18 protein-coding genes and 1 riboswitch are annotated in these 15,796 nt (G+C 60.1%); of the genes, 7 read left to right on the plus strand and 11 right to left on the minus strand.

All coding sequences use genetic code 11. From position 1 onward, the window contains the following. Positions 1–3 precede the first annotated feature (3 nt). Positions 4–351, minus strand: coding sequence for a hypothetical protein (locus PhaeoP97_RS13725; protein ID WP_072505533.1), 348 nt, complete (start codon positions 349–351; stop codon positions 4–6). 245 nt (positions 352–596) lie between these two features. On the opposite strand from PhaeoP97_RS13725, the gene PhaeoP97_RS13730 reads away from it, so the two are divergent. Together PhaeoP97_RS13730 and PhaeoP97_RS13735 are read left to right on the plus strand one after the other, a co-directional pair. Next, positions 597–1,055, plus strand: a complete 459-nt coding sequence (locus tag PhaeoP97_RS13730; RefSeq protein WP_072505534.1) for a methylated-DNA--[protein]-cysteine S-methyltransferase — start codon at positions 597–599, stop codon at positions 1,053–1,055. 136 nt (positions 1,056–1,191) lie between these two features. Next, entirely contained in the window at positions 1,192–1,602 is a 411-nt protein-coding gene (locus PhaeoP97_RS13735) for a group III truncated hemoglobin (protein WP_072505535.1), read from the plus strand. A 35-nt stretch (positions 1,603–1,637) separates the two neighbouring features. Here PhaeoP97_RS13735 and PhaeoP97_RS13740 read toward each other — a convergent pair whose 3' ends face one another. From PhaeoP97_RS13740 to PhaeoP97_RS13750, 3 genes are read right to left on the minus strand one after another with little or no spacing between them, the layout of a single operon-like run. After that, complete coding sequence (locus PhaeoP97_RS13740; RefSeq protein ID WP_072505536.1) at positions 1,638–2,684, minus strand: YcjF family protein; 1,047 nt, start codon at positions 2,682–2,684, stop codon at positions 1,638–1,640. Next, positions 2,681–3,199, minus strand: a complete 519-nt coding sequence (locus PhaeoP97_RS13745) for a GNAT family N-acetyltransferase (protein ID WP_072505537.1) — start codon at positions 3,197–3,199, stop codon at positions 2,681–2,683. Before PhaeoP97_RS13745 ends, PhaeoP97_RS13740 begins: the two co-directional genes overlap by 4 nt. Then, positions 3,196–4,611, minus strand: a complete 1,416-nt coding sequence (locus PhaeoP97_RS13750; protein ID WP_072505538.1) for a YcjX family GTP-binding protein — start codon at positions 4,609–4,611, stop codon at positions 3,196–3,198. The genes PhaeoP97_RS13745 and PhaeoP97_RS13750 overlap by 4 nt, the downstream gene beginning before the upstream one ends. 223 nt (positions 4,612–4,834) lie before the next feature. On the opposite strand from PhaeoP97_RS13750, the gene truA reads away from it, so the two are divergent. Both truA and PhaeoP97_RS13760 read left to right on the plus strand, forming a co-directional pair. Then, complete coding sequence (gene truA, locus PhaeoP97_RS13755; RefSeq protein ID WP_072505539.1) at positions 4,835–5,617, plus strand: tRNA pseudouridine(38-40) synthase TruA; 783 nt, start codon at positions 4,835–4,837, stop codon at positions 5,615–5,617. Positions 5,618–5,792: 175 nt separating this feature from the next. Further along, positions 5,793–6,476, plus strand: a complete 684-nt coding sequence (locus PhaeoP97_RS13760; RefSeq protein WP_072505540.1) for a PAS domain-containing protein — start codon at positions 5,793–5,795, stop codon at positions 6,474–6,476. Between the two features lie 57 nt (positions 6,477–6,533). On the opposite strand, the gene queF is transcribed toward PhaeoP97_RS13760, so the two are convergent. From queF to PhaeoP97_RS13795, 7 genes are all read right to left on the minus strand, one after another. Beyond that, the gene (gene queF, locus PhaeoP97_RS13765; protein ID WP_072505541.1) at positions 6,534–6,998 is read right to left on the minus strand and encodes a preQ(1) synthase; all 465 of its coding nucleotides are present in this window, start codon (positions 6,996–6,998) and stop codon (positions 6,534–6,536) included. Between the two features lie 28 nt (positions 6,999–7,026). After that, positions 7,027–7,749 carry a 7-carboxy-7-deazaguanine synthase QueE gene (queE, locus tag PhaeoP97_RS13770; RefSeq protein WP_072506490.1) on the minus strand — a complete coding sequence of 241 codons (723 nt, stop codon included), beginning with the start codon at positions 7,747–7,749 and terminating at the stop codon, positions 7,027–7,029. A 71-nt stretch (positions 7,750–7,820) separates the two neighbouring features. Continuing rightward, positions 7,821–8,174 (minus strand): 6-carboxytetrahydropterin synthase QueD, encoded by a 354-nt coding sequence (queD, locus tag PhaeoP97_RS13775; protein ID WP_072505542.1) that lies wholly within the window; start codon positions 8,172–8,174, stop codon positions 7,821–7,823. Continuing rightward, positions 8,174–8,872 carry a 7-cyano-7-deazaguanine synthase QueC gene (gene queC / locus PhaeoP97_RS13780; protein WP_072505543.1) on the minus strand — a complete coding sequence of 233 codons (699 nt, stop codon included), beginning with the start codon at positions 8,870–8,872 and terminating at the stop codon, positions 8,174–8,176. The genes queD and queC overlap by 1 nt, the downstream gene beginning before the upstream one ends. A 278-nt stretch (positions 8,873–9,150) precedes the next feature. Further along, the gene (locus PhaeoP97_RS13785) at positions 9,151–10,389 is read right to left on the minus strand and encodes an acyl-CoA dehydrogenase family protein (RefSeq protein WP_072505544.1); all 1,239 of its coding nucleotides are present in this window, start codon (positions 10,387–10,389) and stop codon (positions 9,151–9,153) included. Between the two features lie 202 nt (positions 10,390–10,591). Beyond that, positions 10,592–10,954, minus strand: a complete 363-nt coding sequence (gene gcvH, locus PhaeoP97_RS13790; RefSeq protein WP_072505545.1) for a glycine cleavage system protein GcvH — start codon at positions 10,952–10,954, stop codon at positions 10,592–10,594. A 293-nt stretch (positions 10,955–11,247) separates the two neighbouring features. Beyond that, a riboswitch (glycine riboswitch) is annotated at positions 11,248–11,328 on the minus strand. Between the two features lie 220 nt (positions 11,329–11,548). Next, positions 11,549–13,000: a glutamine synthetase family protein gene (locus PhaeoP97_RS13795; RefSeq protein ID WP_072505546.1), complete on the minus strand. Its 1,452-nt coding sequence runs from the start codon at positions 12,998–13,000 to the stop codon at positions 11,549–11,551. 418 nt (positions 13,001–13,418) lie between these two features. On the opposite strand from PhaeoP97_RS13795, the gene PhaeoP97_RS13800 reads away from it, so the two are divergent. The 3 genes from PhaeoP97_RS13800 to PhaeoP97_RS13810 all read left to right on the plus strand — a co-directional run bounded on the left by PhaeoP97_RS13800 (position 13,419) and on the right by PhaeoP97_RS13810 (position 15,725). Then, positions 13,419–14,189: an IclR family transcriptional regulator domain-containing protein gene (locus PhaeoP97_RS13800; protein ID WP_072505547.1), complete on the plus strand. Its 771-nt coding sequence runs from the start codon at positions 13,419–13,421 to the stop codon at positions 14,187–14,189. A gap of 123 nt (positions 14,190–14,312) precedes the next feature. Then, positions 14,313–15,143, plus strand: a complete 831-nt coding sequence (locus PhaeoP97_RS13805; protein ID WP_072505548.1) for a bifunctional allantoicase/(S)-ureidoglycine aminohydrolase — start codon at positions 14,313–14,315, stop codon at positions 15,141–15,143. A gap of 165 nt (positions 15,144–15,308) precedes the next feature. Continuing rightward, positions 15,309–15,725 (plus strand): hypothetical protein, encoded by a 417-nt coding sequence (locus PhaeoP97_RS13810; protein ID WP_072505549.1) that lies wholly within the window; start codon positions 15,309–15,311, stop codon positions 15,723–15,725. The last annotated feature ends 71 nt before the right edge of the window (positions 15,726–15,796 follow it).

Here is a 15,796-nt window from a genome sequence, read left to right on the forward strand (position 1 = left end):
GGATCAGCCGATCACCCGCAGCGCTGCGCGATATTTGTTCTGGGCAATCACTTCGCTGGCTGGAAGCGGCCCGGCGTGGCAACCCGATTGCAGATCCTGCAGGGTCTGTTGCACCACGGTGCGCAGATGCTGGGTGCCGGCAGCCATCAGACTTCCGCCCTCACGGGTTCCGGTTATGGCTGCCTGCTGGGACACGGCCTTGGCCGTCTTGGCCAGGGAGGCCGCAGTTTCCAGCCCGCCCGGCAGCGTTCCGGTCTGCTGGGCCTGCGCCTGTTTCGTCGCCGCCTGCCCACTCATGTGGCCATTCAGCATGCGGTAAACGCTGATATTTCCTTGGGTGGTGATATGCATGGCGACTGACCTTCTTCATAACTTGAGACCCAGTTTTACTAAAATTTAGTGCAATTGCATGGGCACCTGAGGTTAGCCGACCCTGCCGAAGGCATAGCCTCCTATCCCAAAGGTTAGGTCCAGCGGCCGGATCGAGGTTCCGCCTTGACGCTGAGCAGGATCCAGCAGACGCTGGCCAAGGTGTGACAGCATCAAGCGTAAGGACCACCGGACCCGTGCAGCCCCCTGAAACCGCGACCCAACAGATGGCAGAGGCCAGTCTTGAAACACCTGTCGGCACGCTGTGCGTGGGGGAGCAGGATGGCGCCATTGTTCGCCTGACGTGGCAGGCCGCGCCGACCGGCGCATCGGGCTCGGCCCTGACGGCTGAGGCTCTGGCCCAGTTGCGCGCCTATTTCGCCCATGAGCTGACCGCTTTCGACCTGCCGCTGGCGGTCGCGGGCAGCGATTTTCAGCGCGCGGTCTGCGCCGCCATGTCGGCAATCCCGCTTGGCGAAACCCGCACCTATGGCGACATCGCAAAGGAGCTCGGCGCAGCAGCCCAGCCCGTTGGCAACGCCTGTGGCGCCAATCCGATCCCGGTGATCATCCCCTGCCACCGGGTGCTTGGCGCCTCAGGTCTCGGGGGATTTTCCGGCGCGGGCGGGGTTGAGACAAAGGTGGCGTTGCTGCGCCACGAAGGGGCGGCAGGGTTGTTGATCTGATCCACCGGATGCCGGACAGACGCTGCGCGGATCCGCGGCACGACCCGAACAATTGGTCGCAGCGCAGAAGCGGTCCGGCGGGTGTACGATGCTGGGCAATCTGGTGTAGGGCAACGCCCAAAAGGTGACTTCTGACATGACCCAATTGCCCCTCGCCCGGTTTGACATCACGGCAGAACAAATCGCCTATGTGGTGGATGTGTTCTATGCCCGCGTGCGTGTGCATCAGGTGTTAGGACCCGTGTTTTCTGCCCATGTCGAAGACTGGCCAGAGCATGAAGAGAAGATCACCCGGTTCTGGTGCAATGCGATCCTGCGGGAGAAATGTTACAGCGGCAATCCGATGCGGGTGCATGTCAGCCGACCGGACGTGAAGGCAGAGCATTTTCCGATCTGGCTGGGGCTGTTTCACGAGGTCCTGCAAGCCGAATTGCCAGAGCTGACCGCCCGGCAATGGGGCGCACTGGCGGATCGCATTGGCGAGGGGTTTCGCACCGGCATCGTCGCCATGCGCCAGCCCAAGGACGCGCCGCCGAAGTTGTTCTGACCCAACTGCAGGCTGGTGACATCGGGTTGATGCCGCTATTTGTCCTTTGAAAACAAACCTGTCAGGGCACTCTGGATCACCTTTCGGGTGCTGGGCTTGTGTCCTTTGGAGAAAACCATCGGGCGGCAAACCTCCATCGCGGCGATGCCGACGCGCGCCGAAAGCGCGCCGTTCACCAGACCTTCGCCAAAGCGGCGCGACAGTTTGGACAGGATCGAGCCGCCCAGTACCGGCTCAAGCAGATCATCGCCCACCGCCACAGCGCCAGTGGTCACCAGATGCGCCAGCACCGCTCTGGTGAGCCGCCAAGAGCTGAAAAAACCCGAACGCCCGCCATAGATCTCGGCGATCCGACGGATCATCCGCAAGGAGGTAAAAAGCGCCGTCACCACATCGGCCAGCGCCAGCGGCACCAGCGCGGTGACTGTGGCGACCTGACGCGCGCCGCCTTCGACCACCCGCCGCGCACGGACGTCCAGTGGGGCGAGCAACTCGGTCTCGGCCAGATGCAACAGCGCATCGGCGTCCATGATGTCGCCCTTACGCTCACCCAGCCGGGCAAGGCCCCAGCTCAGATCCTTGCGTCCGTGGTAAAAGCGCTCCAACCCCGCAACGTAGCGGCGCGCGGCCTTCAGATCAGCAGTGGCATCGGCCGTCTGGCCCGCCGCTGGATCCGCTGCCAGTAACGGCTGACTATTGCGCAGCGTTTCCACACGGCGCAGGCGCGACAGCGCCGCAAGTTCACGCAGAACCATCAATAGCGCCAACACCAAGGCGACAGCAAATCCCACCGTGATGGCCCACCCCAGCAGCGGAACGCGGTCGATCAGGCCAGTGGTGAAATCCCAGGCCGCGACAGAGACAACGGCGCCAATAAGGGCTGTTAGAGAAGCCCAGAACCAGCGCACCAGACGCGAGGGTCGCCGGTTTACCAGCTCTGCTGCCTGCGCCAGCGCGGGTTGCGGCAGATCCCCGGTTGCGCCATCCAGATCCGGCACAGGCGGTGCTGTGGCCACATCCGGCGAGGCGTCCGCCACGCTGGTGTCGCTCAGATCAAAAAGCACAGCATCCTTGCGGGTCATGCGGAATCCTTTGGCGGGTTGGACTGAGTGGTGGGAGTTGTCGCCGTAGGTTTAGATGCGGGTTTCGGCGCAGGTTCCGGCGCGGGCCAGACATATCGCATATCTGGCAGCTGCTCATTGTTGCCGGCACCATCGGTACGGCGTTCTTCGACGAACCCTTCGCGCAGGTAGAACCGCTGCGCGCCCTCATTGGCCTGAAAGGTCCACAGATGCAGCGGTGACTGCACGGATTTGGCATAGTCCAGCAACGCCCTCCCAAGCCCCTGCCCCCGTGCCGTATCACGAATATAGAGCGCGCAGACCTCGGCTTCATCGCGGGCGAGGAACCCCTCCACGCGCCCTGCAATCTGCGCCACAGTGACCCAGCCGCGGTCAATCATGATGCCGCAGAAGTTGATCGCCTCGGCGCCCGTATGCTGCTTGGGCATCCAGGGGGTCTCGACTTCAAACCCGTGCAGGATTTCGGCGATCTTACCCGCGTCTGTGCTGCGGGCGGGACGTAGAATATGGGTCATAGGCGATCTCCGATCAGAAATTCCGCTGCCCGGTCCAGGCGGATATGAGGCGGGCCATCGCCGGGGCGCAGAGTCAGCGGTGCAGGCGCAAAGGCCATTGCCTGATACTCTCCGTCAAGCCAGCTTGCGGCGCCTTGGCGGGCGGGTGTCAGCAGGTGCGAAGGGTCTGCGGGCAGCGCACCGGGGTAAAAGGCAGCAGGTTTTCCATTGTTCAGAAGCGTGCCACGCACGCAAGGAAGATCGGTGCCGCTATGGCTGCGCATTTCCTCGGTTGTGGCGCGGAGTGCGGCGAGGGACAACGCTGCTGTTTCTGCCCCGGCAAAGCGGGCGCGGTCGCGGGCATCGCGGGTCAGCGCCTCAATGATCGCAGTCAGCTGCGGGTGTTGCTGGTGATGAAGATGGTCCGCCTTGGTCGCGGCAAAGAGGATCTTCTCCACCCGCTTGCCGCGCAGGACCTGGCGCAGGAAACCATTGCGACCGGGGCGAAAGGCGGCAAGTATATCAGTCATCGCATGGCGCAGATCCTCTACCGCGCGGGGGCCGGAATGGATGGCGCTAAGTGCATCGACCAGAACCACCTGCCGGTCAATGCGGGCGAAGTGATCGCGAAAGAAGGGTTTGACGACCTTGGATTTATAGGCTTCAAAGCGGCGCTCCATCTCGCGGTGAAGCGAGCGGCGCGGGGCGCTGGCCGACAACGGGATGGGCGCAAAGGTCAGCACCGGTGAACCCGCCAGATCCCCCGGCAGCAGAAACCGCCCCGGCGTGCAATCATAATACCCATCACCGCGCGCGGCCTGAAGATACGCCGCAAAAGCCGCCGCAAGATCCTGTGCACGCGGTTCATCATGGGGGGCTGTCGCGTCCACCTTCTGTGCCAAATCCAAAAAGGCCTGCGCTTGCGACCTGCCCCGGATGCGGGTCAGCACCTCGTCGCACCATTGGGCATAGGTCTTGTCCAGCAACGCCAGATCCAGCAGCCATTCGCCGGGATAGTCCACGATATCCAGGTGCAGCGTGCGCGGACCTTGCAAGCCAGAGAGCAACCCATTTGGCTGAACCTTCAGGCTGAGCCGCAGTTCTGAAACCGCGCGGGTGCTATCGGGCCAAAAGGGGCGCGGGCCGGTGAGGGCCGCGAGATGGTTTTCATAATCAAAACGCGGCACGGTATCGTCGGGTTGCGGTTGCAGAAAGGCCGTGTCGATCCGCCCTTCGCGCGCCGCTGCAAGCTGTACCATCCGCCCCCGGTTCATCAGATTGGCCACCAGAGAGGTGATGAACACCGTCTTGCCTGCACGGGCAAGACCCGTGACGCCAAGCCGGATCGACGGCTCAAACAGGCTCTCCGAGAGCGAGGCCCCCGCCCCCTCGACGCTGCGCAAGACCCCGTCTGCCAATGATGAAAGTCCCAAGTAATCGCCTCGCGCTGCTGACCTGTCCTGCGGCCATGTAATGTGGATCAGGTGACGCCGTCATATTGGTGCGGCCCATTGGATCCTCTTTGGTTTTCACCAAGATAGGCGCTGGCCCGGTCCGATACCACCCTAGAGCAGCCCCGCAATGAACGCGCAAAGCACAAGGTCTGACCGCCTGGGGGACTTGTGCCGCCGCTGTCGGCAGGATAATTGCCCCGCCATGCCGCGTTTTGCTTTAAAAGTCGAATACCATGGGGCGCCCTTTGCCGGATGGCAGCGCCAGAAAGATCAGCCCTCGGTTCAGGGTGCGATCGAGGATGCGCTTGCGCGGTTGGAACCCGGCCCGCACACCATCGCGGCAGCGGGGCGCACCGACACCGGCGTGCACGGTTTGGGTCAGGTTGCCCATTGCGATATGGCCAAGGAGTGGGACCCTTTCCGTCTGTCCGAGGCCCTGAACTTTCACCTAAAGCCTGCACCGGTCGCCATTGTGGCCTGTGCCCGCGTCGAAGACGATTGGCACGCGCGGTTTTCAGCGGTCGAGCGGCAGTATCTGTTCCGCATTCTGATCCGCCGTGCACCTGCAACCCATGATGCGGGCCAGGTTTGGCAACTGGGCCATGATCTGGACGCCGAAGCCATGCAGGAAGGGGCCAACCACCTGATGGGTCAGCATGATTTCACCACCTTCCGCTCGTCTATCTGTCAGGCGGCCAGCCCGTTGAAAACGCTGGACGAGTTGCGGGTGGAGCGTGTGCAGGGGTTTTCCGGGCCAGAAATACATTTCCACGTGCGGGCGCGATCCTTTCTGCACAACCAAGTCCGCAGCTTTGTCGGCACGCTGGAGCGGGTTGGGGCGGGGACCTGGGATCCTGCCGACGTCAAAACCGCGCTGGACGCACAGAACCGCGCGGCCTGTGGGCCGGTGTGCCCCGGTCATGGGCTTTATCTGGCACGGGTCGGCTATCCGGATGATCCTTTTGACGGACCCCGTGCATCCTGAGCATTACAAAAATAGTTTCTCCACAAGATATTGTTTTTAAAACTTTAAATGTGAAAAATCGCGTTTCACCGTGCTTATCTCTGTTTTTTTCAATACCTAGGGGAACCATCTTCCGCATCTCGCGTTACTCAATGAGTAAGAGTTTTATCCAGCGGGCGGTAAGATGGAAAACGACATGGATCTTCTTGGCAATTTGCTACGGCATTCATCACTGCCGCTGTCACTTCTTGATCCCGGCAAAGATGAGATTGAGCTGACCTTCGTTAACAAGGCGTTCGAAAAGATGACCGGTTACCGGCGACAGGATTTAATTGACCGGCCCTGCCCCCTATTTCAGGGACCTACGATTGACGGGAACGCGGTCAGCGATTTGAAAATAGCCCGCGATGAAGGTAAACGCGTTTCACGGGTGTTCTGGGTCACGACTGCGGACGGAGAGCCTTTCGAATGTCTGACCTACATTGATCCGATTGAGGTTTCTCCTGGTGTAGTTGTGATGCTCGGCTGCCACTTTGCTCTGTCACCGGCCCTGTCAAAAGCACCTCGAACCGGTCATTTCGCAAACGGATCCTTCTTACCGTCCGAGTTGCCCGCGCCAACTGGAGAGAATGCTATAAATGTCGGAGAGAACCGCAACTCGGAGATACTGAATTTCGAGGACAGCAAAGACGAGCTGCTTGATTACGCGCGTAAGGCGCTGCTGCGCTGCATTGAGATGCGTCGTAACACGCTCTACAGTCGGATTGATCTCTACTTCAACCGCCGTCGTGGCAATTTAATGGGTGGGCAACCCGACGATATTGATGCAGCAGCCATGGCCCGTGACCCGCTGCTGGGGCGCCGGGGAAATCAGGCCTGATGGCCTGATCCGATCTATTGCCCGCCCAGCAATGTTAGGCGATATCTCAAAGCAAGATCAGCCGCGACCGCGATAGGGCGGCACACCCTGATCCGGGATCCAGACGCCGTCTGGCATCGGACCGGTTTGCCAGAAGACATCAATCGGAATGCCGCCGCGCGGATACCAGTAGCCGCCGATGCGTAGCCACTGCGGGTCAAGAAAATCAGCAAGGCGGCGGGCGATCGAAACGGTGCAATCCTCGTGGAATGCGCCGTGGTTGCGGAAGGATCCAAGAAACAGTTTCAGCGATTTGCTCTCGACCAGCCAAGGGCCGGGTACATAGTCGATAACCAGATGGGCGAAATCAGGCTGGCCGGTCATCGGGCACAGCGATGTAAACTCTGGCGCGGTAAAGCGCACATTATACGCAACATCGGCCTGCGGGTTTGGCACCCGTTCCAGCTCTGCCTCATCGGGGTTGGACGGCATAACGGTAGCGCCGCCCAGTTGTTTGAGATTCTTGTAGATATCGTCGCTCATCAAATTTTCCCTAAGATCGTGGAGGTGTTCAGACGCCGCGTTTGTTGCCCCAGACCAACACATGCAGCTGCGGCAGCACACGAGGGGCGAACCACAGGTCACCGGTCACTTTTTCAATCAACCAGTGCAGACGTTCCGTTGCGGCGACAAGATCCACCGCCACATCTGGATCAACCTCGGGGTTGCCCGGTTGCAGGTAAAGCGGCAGGTCGGGCAGCCGTTTGGCAACTGCCCGCGCCCAATCGTAATCCCGATCATCAAAGATGACGATTTTCACCACAACCTGACCGCAGCCCTTGGCCGCACTTAGACAATGATCGAATTTTTGCCAATCAACGCGGTGACCGCTGGAGGGCGGTTTGGGGCTAAGCACAAGCGTATCCAGATCCGCAAACCAGGGCTGCCTGATCGACCCTTGGGTTTCACAGGCAAAGCGATACCCTTCGGCCTTGCCCTTGGCGATCAGTGGCGCAAAATTCTGAATTGCCGGGTTGCCGCCTGACAGGGAGATCGTAAGCGGCTGCCCTCCGCTGAGGCGCGTGACGTCCTGCCAGATCTGACTGGTGGTCATGGGGGCCCAGCTTTCGCGAAAGCGGCTGTCCACGGCATGCAGGCTGTCACACCAGCTGCACCGGTAGTCACACCCGCCCGCACGAACAAAAACCGTTGGTTCCCCGATCAGCGCGCCCTCGCCTTGAATGGTCGGGCCAAAGATTTCCGCGATGCGCAACATCGTCCCAGCCCGCGCCATTGGTTTCAGAGCGCTGCCCGGTACATCTGCCTCAATCGGTGCCCGTGTTGCCGTCGGGGCTTGGCTGTGTATCATGGTCGATATTCCGCCCATGTTTTGGGGGTTTCCGAGATACGCACCGCTGTTGTTTCTGGCCAGCGCGCGGCACACCAATCGTAGAAATGACGCGCCATGTTTTCCGCCGTAGACGGTCCGTCCATCACATCATTTAGGTGACGGTGGTCAAATGTGCCGTCGATGTAATTCTTCAGCGGAGCCAATTCATGATAGTCGCGAACGAACCCGTCGCTGTTCAGCTTGGCCCCCGCCAATTCAACAATAACGATGTAATTGTGCCCATGCAGGCGTGCGCATTGATGATCATCCGGCAGATGGGTCAGCTGATGCGATGCGGAGAAATGGAATTCCTTAGTGATCCGATACATCAGGCGGCCCCTTCTTTGGTGGCGGTCAGCCAGAACTCAGGATCATCGTAGATGGTGGGATCGGTGACGCCCGCCAGATGAAATGCCTCGCGCCGCTCGACGCAGGTGCCGCAGCGTCCGCAATGGTGGGCACCGCCTTTGTAGCAGGACCAGGTTTCGGCAAAGGGCGTATTGACCCGCGCGCCCTCGAGCACGATATCGCCTTTGGAGCGGTCCACGAAGGGCGTGACCAGTGCCACATCCGCATAGCCGTCCAGCGCCTGCCGTTGCATCTGGTCAAACGCTTTAGTGAAGGCCGGGCGGCAGTCCGGGTAGATGAAATGATCACCGCCGTGCACCGCTGTTGCAACAGCGGTGTCGCCCTTGGAAGCCGCAATCCCATAGGCGATGGTCAGCATGATGGCATTGCGGTTGGGCACCACGGTAACCTTCATGGTTTCTTCCGCGTAGTGCCCGTCCGGCACGTCGATATCATCCGTTAGTGCCGAGCCGCTGAGCGCCGCACCGACAGAGCGCATATCAATGATGTCATGCGGAACGCCGAGCCGTTGCCCGCAAGCAGCGGCATAATCAAGTTCCTTGCGATGGCGTTGACCATAGTCAAAAGACACCAAACGCGACAGCTGCCCTTGGGCTGCCAAAACATGGGCGAGGGATACCGAATCCAATCCGCCAGAGCAGATGACTAGTGTTTTCAATTTTTCAGTCCTTGTTTTGATGTCCGGGTAGGCTGCGACCGGAAAGGCGTGCGTATAGCGAGCAGAATTAACCTTTGCAAGATCATGTCTGACGATTGCCGCAACGTAAAGAACCCCTGCTGATTGAGGCGTCAGCAGGGGTTCTTTTTTAAATTAACTATTTATTTTTAATAGAAAATTATCGAACTTCAGTCACTAGAGTGACCTCTAAGAACTGCCCATTGGCTTGGCACGCTATTGAGGTTTGAGAAAATTGACACCCCTAGCTCACCGAGGCGTTAACCAAGATCTTCCTGCGTGTAGGCCTTTAGTTCTGCGCGGGCGACCTGACGGCGATGCACCGCATCAGGACCATCAGCCAGCCGCAGGGTGCGCACATGGGTCCAGGCCTGGGCCAGCGGCGTGTCCTGACTAACCCCCTGCCCGCCATGCATCTGCACCGCCTCATCAATAACTTTCAGCGCGACCCGAGGGGCGATAACCTTGATCTGGCTGATCCAAGGGGCAGCTGCGCGGGCGTCGCCCTGATCCATATACCATGCCGCCTTAAGGCACAGGAGACGTGCCATTTCTATCTCCATCCGGCATTCGGCGATGATATCGTAATTGGCACCAAGCTGCGCCAAGGGCTTGCCGAACGCCTCGCGACGCAGGGACCGGCGGCACATTTGTTCCAACGCGATTTCTGCCTGACCAATGGCGCGCATACAGTGGTGAATGCGCCCCGGCCCGAGACGGCCCTGGGCGATCTCAAACCCGCGGCCTTCGCCGAGCAGGATATTCATAGTCGGCACGCGGACGTTGGAAAAGCGGATGTGCATATGCCCATGCGGGGCATCGTCGTGGCCATAGACCTCCATCGGGCGCAACACTTCGATCCCCGGCGTATCAGCGGGCACGACAATCATCGACTGGCGTTTGTGCTTGGGCAGGCTGGCATCGCCGGTGCGCACCATGACAATGTAGACCTTGCAGCGCGGATCACCCGCCCCTGAGGCCCACCATTTTTCACCGTTCAGCACATAATCCTCACCGTCGCGCACACAAGACATCGCCACGTTGGTCGCATCAGAGCTGGCCACGTCAGGCTCTGTCATCAGATAGGCAGACCGGATCTCGCCCGCCAGCAAGGGGGCCAGCCACTGTTGTTTCATCGCTTCGGTGCCGTAGCGCTCAAACACCTCCATATTGCCGGTGTCCGGCGCAGAGCAGTTGAAGACTTCCGCCCCGAGTGGGGTCTTGCCCATTTCCTCGGCGAAATAGGCATATTCTACGGTGGTGAGACCAAAGCCCTTGTCACTGTCCGTCAACCAGAAATTCCACAGGCCCTCCGCTTTCGCCTTGGCTTTCAGCCCTTCCAGTATCTCAGCCTGACGGTCGGTGTATTGCCAGCGGTCATCTTTGCCGATCTCAGCGTGATACGCATCTTCCAGCGGCATGATCTCGTCGCGGATCATTGTCGCCACCCGGTCCAGCAGGGCGCGGGTTTCGCTCCGCATTCCGAAGTTCATGTCCATGCCTGCGCCTTTTTGGTTGCTGTTGTCAGATGCAGCATGGCGCGGGGCTGGCGGCGCTGTCCAGCCGGGTGACGGGACGTCACAGCAACAAAGACCGGATTGCCGCAACAAAGTGCAGCAGGGCAGGCATCCTCAGGCCGTGGGTCTGGCAGAGGTCGTTGCATATGCCCCGCCTGACGCAGCGGTCGGCGGGGCAAAGGGATCAGCTGATGAAAGCTTTGTAGCCAGCGTCGTCCATGTAGTCATCCATCGGAGACAGATCAGCGGGCTTGATCTTAAAGAACCAGGCATCGCCCTGCGGATCGTCATTGATCTTGCCGGGATTGTCGACCAGCGCCTCGTTGACCTCGACGATTTCACCGTCCAGTGGCGCCAGAATATCGGACGCTGCCTTGACGGATTCGATCACCACAATCTCGTCATCCTTTGACACCTCGGTGCCAACTTCGGGCAACTCTACAAAGACCACATCACCCAGCTGCTCGGCCGCGTGACTGGTGATGCCCACTGTGATCAGGTCGTCGCCGTCGGGCAGCAGCCATTCGTGTTCTTCGGTGTATTTCATCTGTTTCTTCCTTTAGGAATGGGCGCGGGGGTCAGCGCCCGTATGTGGCCACCACAACGGGTGGCCAAGGTTTCGTATTCATAATGGTGATCTATTGCGGCGGACACACGCAACCGGATCGCCGTGACGCGAACAGCATTGGCCAGCCCTGTGAAAAGACGGCCATGACATTTTCGGTTTTTGCGTGGTCTTAGCAACCATGCCGATCCGTCCCATATATTCAGGGCCGGTCCGATCAAGATGATGACTGGTCCCGGCATCAAATCCCTACGCAGGCCAAGCCTGCGCAGTGTGATGCCCCCTCTGTCCCTTTGCCTGAGATCGTTATCCCTTCGGCGCCCTGCGGTGGTCAGGATCTCTCCAGAGTGCGTTACGTTTACGGTCCCTTGTGCCTGAGAGTTTCCGGGGCGGTTGCTCCTTCGGCACCAGTGTCGGGGGGTAAATCCCGCCGCAATGGTTCTCCCGCATACGCCTGTATACGCTACCAATATCGCTAATTTCGTTCAAGCTGCAATCGGCGTCAGTGCGGTTTCAAAACGTAGCACAATCGCCCTGTCTGACAATAAGTGTGCCCCACAAAATGGGCTATAAGCATCAGTAAAGGTTGAAATACTCCGCCTGTTCCCATTCACTGACGGTGTCGAGATAGCGCGACCACTCGACCTCTTTCAAATGTGCGAGATAGTCCACGACATCATCCCCCAACGCAGTGCGAAACAGGTCTGAGGCCGTAAAGGCCGCAAGCGCCTGACCAAGCGAACGAGGCAGTTTGGCCGCGTCGTCTGAATAGGGTGACACTGTCGGCGCAGGGGCACGACGCCCGCTGACCAGCCCCTCGCTGCCAGCGATAATCTGCGCGGCCAGTGCAAAATACGGATTGGCCGAACTGTCGGGTGCACGGTTTTCGATGCGACTGGTGACATCCCCCGGGCGCATCAGCCCGCGCAGCATAGCACCGCGATTGTCTTCGCCCCACTGCACCCGGTTGGGCGCCAGCTGGAACGGAAGGTAGCGTTTGTAGCTGTTGACCGTGGGCGCAACCAAAAGCGACGCGGCCTCGGCGTGGGCCAGCAGCCCCGCCATCCAACTGCTGGCCTCTGGTGTCAATTCGCCTGCAACCTCGGGCATGAACAGATTGCGGCCCGTGGCCCCGTCGAGCAGCGATTGATGGATATGCCAACCATTCGCCATGGCGTGGTCCTGTCGCGGCTTGGCCATGAAACTTGCGTGCAAGCCCCGCGCCGTACAGACCTCCTTGACCATGGTGCGGAACATCATCATCGCATCGGCCTGCGTCATTGGGTCGGCAGGATCAAAGGTAAACTCGAACTGGCTGGGGCCCATTTCGATTTCCACGCTGCGCACCGGTAGGCCCAGCGCCTGCGCGTGTCGCCGCAACGTATCGAGGATTTCCTCGGCCTCGCTGTAACGGGTTTCGGTCAGATACTGGTAACCCTGGATCAGGTTACGCGTTTCAATCGGGGCCCCTGGCATACCCGACTGCCCATGCGCCAGAGCCGGGTCCACACGCTCAAAAATCTGAAACTCCACCTCCAGTCCGACCACGGCTTCCAGCCCCTGTTCGGCCAGCGTGGCCATCGCCCGGTCCAGTATATGCGCCGAGCCGAAAGGCACCACCGCGCCATCGTAAAAGGCGACGTGACAAAATACCCAAGCAGAATGCGGCGACCAGGGCAGTATTCGGAACGTCTCGGGCCGGGGGACCAGCAACACGTCGCTTGCCCCCTGCATCGGGGTGACGACGTCCTCGGGGTTTTCGCTCCAGACCGGGAAGGCCGTCCGGTGGGCTGTGTCCTTTAGCAGCAGCGTCGAAGGCATGGCAATGCCCTGCTCAAACAGTGCCCGCAGACCTGAGGCCATCAGCGTCTTGCCCCGCAGAATACCGTGCTGATCGGCAAAGAGCACCCGCACGGTTTCCAGGCCCGCTGCCTCTGCCTGAGCGATCACCGCCTCGCCTGACTGGCATGCCTGCTCTGCGAGCAACCCTTTGCGCGCAAGCGCTCCCTTATGAAGAGACGTCGTCATTCTGTGATCGTGCCCTTATGTTGTCTGTCGGCTTGAGTGTTGTCAGTCTGTGCCCGCTTGGTGTTCTGTACTGTCGCCCCTGATATCACCGCTTTTGCATTAGAGGGTAAAAGGAACGCGGCGTCTTAAATTATGCAAATGCATAATTTAAGCTTGAACTAAAAAACCAGTTCAGGTCCAGTCCCTTATCAAATGCGATGCAGAAAAACGGCGGCGTACCTTCAGATTGCTGCGCATGGCTGAAAACACAAATAGATGTGCCACCCATGGTGGCAGAGCGGGACAACAAGAGAGCGACACATACGCGGGACTGGCTGGATGACATCTGGTCGTCGCACATATAACCGTATGTTGGATCCAATATAACCATTTGGTCTGTGTCAAATGAGGCCCCTGCCATGAGATTGCGGAAGAGACGATGAGTGAGCAAGACCGAAATATTTCCTCCAGCTTTGCCAAAGGACTGGCTGTTCTGGCCGTGTTTGACGCGGCCACACCAACGCTGACACTGGCAGAGATTGCGCGGCGCACCGGGCAGGATCGCGCCACCGCACGGCGCGGGGCGCTGACTCTGGTGCAGGCAGGATACCTGCGCCAGCAGGGGCGTGTGCTGTCGTTGACACCGCAAGTGCTGGCGCTGTCGGGCGGCTTTCTTCAGGCCAATCAGTTTGGTCGCAAGGTGCAGCCGGTGCTGAACAGGCATGCGCGCAGCCTAGGGGCAGAGATCACGCTGGCCACCCTTGATCAGAACCGCGTGCTGCTGCTGGCACAATCCACTGTGGAACATGCGCCGGTCACCTATGGGTTTACGGCTGGGGCCCATATCCCGCTGGTTCACACCAGCCTGGGCCGGATGCTGATGGGCTGCCTGCCCGCCGAGATCGCCGTCGATGCGTTGTCGAGCGCCAAGATCCCGCGTCATACCGAACAGTCACTGATCAAGGTCGACCAGATCCTAGAGCGCATCTCAGCGGCCCGCCAACAGGGATACGCCGTGACCGATAGTGAGTTTGAAACCGGGATCATTGGCTATGCAGTGCCAGTATCGCGCCCGGATCAGCGGCCAATCGTCGTGGGCAGCTCAGCGCCGCGTGGACTGAACCCTGAGCAAGACACCGAAGCCTCCCTGCGGGCGCTGCAACTTTGCGCGGCAGAGCTGCGCCAGAGCCAGGCATTGGCGGATCTGTAGCCTCTCGGAAGTGCGGGCAGTCCGATATTCAAAATTTCGCGAAGGATGTTATCCCAAGCGCCCCCCTTGGAGTGCCACCGGCAAGTCCGCATAAATGCAAGGTGCATCATGAAAGGACCGCCGATGACCGCGCCGCGCTATTTCACCCCCAAAGGGGGCCATCCCGGTCAGGAGCAACTGCTGACCGACCGCGCCATGTTCACCGATGCCTATGCGGTGATCCCCAAGGGCACGATGCGTGATATTACCACGTCGTTCCTGCCGGGCTGGACGGGTATGCGCATGTGGGTCATTGCGCGACCGCTCAGCGGGTTTGCCGAGACGTTTTCACAATACATCGTCGAGCTGCAACCGGGCGGCGGATCTGATCTGCCCGAACATGATGACGCCGCACAATCGGTGCTGTTTGTCACCGAGGGCCGGTTGGGTCTGACAGTTGCGGGCGCACAGCATGTTCTGGAACCGGGCGGCTATGCCTATATTCCCGCTGGTGCCGACTGGTCCCTGCACAATAGCAGCGAGACGGCGGCCGGGTTCCATTGGATCCGCAAACGCTGGCAGACCGCGCCGGGTGTTGAAAAGCCCACGCCCCTGATTGCCAATGAACGCGATATCGCGCCGACAGTGATGCCCGACACCGAGGGTCGCTGGGCCACGACGCGCTTTGTCGACCCCAGCGATCTGTCCCATGACATGCATGTCACCATTGTCACCTTTGAGCCGGGTGGGGTGATCCCTTTCCCCGAAACCCATGTGATGGAACACGGGCTGTTTGTGCTGGAAGGCAAAGCCGTCTATCGGCTCAACCAGGATTGGGTCGAGGTCGAGGCCGGCGATTTCATGTGGTTGCGCGCCTTCTGCCCGCAGGCCTGTTATGCCGGGGGTCCGGGGCGTTTTCGCTACCTGCTCTACAAAGATGTGAACCGTCACATGCCCCTCAGCCCGCCACGCTGACCAGAGGTGAAAAGATGGGGCGGTGCACGCGTCGCCTCATGTCCAATTTGACAAAAATACCTTGCCTGCCCCGCCTTGCCAGATCGCGAGGACAGGTTAAGCTTGAGAGACCTCAAACTGTGCCGTGGACTGCGCGACGCCCCCGTGACCAAAGATGGAAATCAAATGCCCCTGCCGACCTTTGTAATTTCTAACAGCCCGACCGGTCAGCCGCGCTCGATCCCCCGCACTACATTGGGTGCCGCAATCTGTGCCCTGACGCTGACCCTTGGCGCGGTGCTGCCCGGACCCGCTGCGCGGGCCGGTGATATGAAACATGTCGGCGAGGTAAAAAGCGTTCATGTGCTGGGCCGGACCTGGCATGTCGCCGCATTGGAGGCCGACGAGGGCGCGCGCCTGAAGACACCGCGCTATACTGCCGTGCGTCAGAACGCGGAACTGGATGCCTTTCGCCCGCCTGCCGTGCTGAGCGCGAAACAGGCCGTGCGCGCGTTTCACGCAGCAACAGGCTGTCGTGCCAACATATCCACCATGGTGCGATCCATAGATGGTACGTATATCGCGCAGCTTGTCTGCCGCTGACCCTCGCATCCACCGGCACGCTGAATTGAAACACCGCGCAGGCAATTGTGACCGAAACCATGGCACAATTG

The sequence above is a fragment of the Phaeobacter porticola genome (assembly GCF_001888185.1).
GTDB classification, from domain to species: domain Bacteria; phylum Pseudomonadota; class Alphaproteobacteria; order Rhodobacterales; family Rhodobacteraceae; genus Phaeobacter; species Phaeobacter porticola.

Coding starts and splice junctions, on each gene's coding strand:
- PhaeoP97_RS13785 (WP_072505544.1), bottom strand. CDS start 10,389: ATGGACATGAACTTCGGAATGCGGAGCGAAACCCGCGCCCTGCTGGAC.
- PhaeoP97_RS13725 (WP_072505533.1), bottom strand. CDS start 351: ATGCATATCACCACCCAAGGAAATATCAGCGTTTACCGCATGCTGAAT.
- queE (WP_072506490.1), bottom strand. CDS start 7,749: ATGGCGCGGGCTGGGACGATGTTGCGCATCGCGGAAATCTTTGGCCCG.
- PhaeoP97_RS13730 (WP_072505534.1), top strand. CDS start 597: ATGGCAGAGGCCAGTCTTGAAACACCTGTCGGCACGCTGTGCGTGGGG.
- PhaeoP97_RS13805 (WP_072505548.1), top strand. CDS start 14,313: ATGACCGCGCCGCGCTATTTCACCCCCAAAGGGGGCCATCCCGGTCAG.
- truA (WP_072505539.1), top strand. CDS start 4,835: ATGCCGCGTTTTGCTTTAAAAGTCGAATACCATGGGGCGCCCTTTGCC.
- PhaeoP97_RS13810 (WP_072505549.1), top strand. CDS start 15,309: ATGCCCCTGCCGACCTTTGTAATTTCTAACAGCCCGACCGGTCAGCCG.
- PhaeoP97_RS13745 (WP_072505537.1), bottom strand. CDS start 3,199: ATGACCCATATTCTACGTCCCGCCCGCAGCACAGACGCGGGTAAGATC.
- PhaeoP97_RS13800 (WP_072505547.1), top strand. CDS start 13,419: ATGAGTGAGCAAGACCGAAATATTTCCTCCAGCTTTGCCAAAGGACTG.
- PhaeoP97_RS13795 (WP_072505546.1), bottom strand. CDS start 13,000: ATGACGACGTCTCTTCATAAGGGAGCGCTTGCGCGCAAAGGGTTGCTC.
- PhaeoP97_RS13760 (WP_072505540.1), top strand. CDS start 5,793: ATGGATCTTCTTGGCAATTTGCTACGGCATTCATCACTGCCGCTGTCA.
- queD (WP_072505542.1), bottom strand. CDS start 8,174: ATGTATCGGATCACTAAGGAATTCCATTTCTCCGCATCGCATCAGCTG.
- PhaeoP97_RS13735 (WP_072505535.1), top strand. CDS start 1,192: ATGACCCAATTGCCCCTCGCCCGGTTTGACATCACGGCAGAACAAATC.
- PhaeoP97_RS13740 (WP_072505536.1), bottom strand. CDS start 2,684: ATGACCCGCAAGGATGCTGTGCTTTTTGATCTGAGCGACACCAGCGTG.
- queF (WP_072505541.1), bottom strand. CDS start 6,998: ATGAGCGACGATATCTACAAGAATCTCAAACAACTGGGCGGCGCTACC.
- gcvH (WP_072505545.1), bottom strand. CDS start 10,954: ATGAAATACACCGAAGAACACGAATGGCTGCTGCCCGACGGCGACGAC.